The sequence below is a fragment of the Vibrio sp. YT-19(2023) genome, assembly GCF_033337395.1.
Genome location: NZ_JAWOQN010000222.1, coordinates 1 through 935 on the forward strand (window position 1 = coordinate 1; position 935 = coordinate 935).

General features: G+C 46.5%; 1 protein-coding gene. It reads right to left on the reverse strand.

Annotated features, from left to right (window positions below):
- A partial coding sequence (locus tag R7E78_RS25015; RefSeq protein ID WP_318058459.1) for a dihydropteroate synthase occupies window positions 1-935 on the reverse strand: 935 nt, incomplete at both ends.

Consider the following 935-nt stretch of genomic DNA (forward strand, 5'->3'; position numbering starts at 1 on the left):
GACGGCAAAAATGTTTGGGTCAAAAATATTGTCTTCTGGCGGGAAGCCAACTTCATCTACAAAAATACGATAAGCATTTGTACAAATTTCTAGCTTGCGCGCGCGTGTTTCTGCCTGACCAACCTCATCGAATGCCATGACGATCACAGCTGCGCCATAACGACGGATCAGTTTAGCTTGCTCAACAAATTTCTCTTTGCCTTCCTTCAAAGAGATAGAGTTCACAATACCTTTACCTTGAATGCATTTCAGACCCGCTTCAATCACTTCCCATTTGGAAGAGTCGACCATGATTGGCACTTTGGAGATTTCTGGTTCTGAGGCACATAGGTTTAGAAAACGCACCATACAAGCCTGTGCGTCTAACATCCCCTCATCCATGTTGATGTCGATGATTTGGGCACCATTTTCAACTTGCTGACGCGCGACTTCTAATGCTTCGTCATACTGTTCTTCTTTGATCAAACGTTTAAAGCGAGCAGAACCTGTGACGTTAGTTCGCTCACCGCCATTGATGAATAAAGCCTCTTTCGCAATCGTTAATGGCTCTAATCCGGAGAGACGACAAGCAACAGGCAAATCTGGCAAAGCGCGAGGTGTAACACCCTCAACGGCCTGCGCCATTTGGCGAATATGCTCCGGCGTTGTACCACAACAGCCACCAATCAGATTTAAAAAGCCGCTGCTAGCCCACTCTTTTACATGCTCTGCCATATCTTCTGGAGAAAGGTCATATTCTCCAAAAGCATTCGGCAAACCTGCGTTAGGGTGTGCGGAAACAAATGATTCAGAAATACGAGAAAGCTCTTCCACGTATGGGCGCAGTTCATCTGGCCCCAATGCACAGTTAAGACCGAAAGATAACGGCCTTACATGACGTAGAGAGTTGTAAAATGCTTCCGTGGTTTGCCCTGATAAAGTGCGCCCCGAAGCGT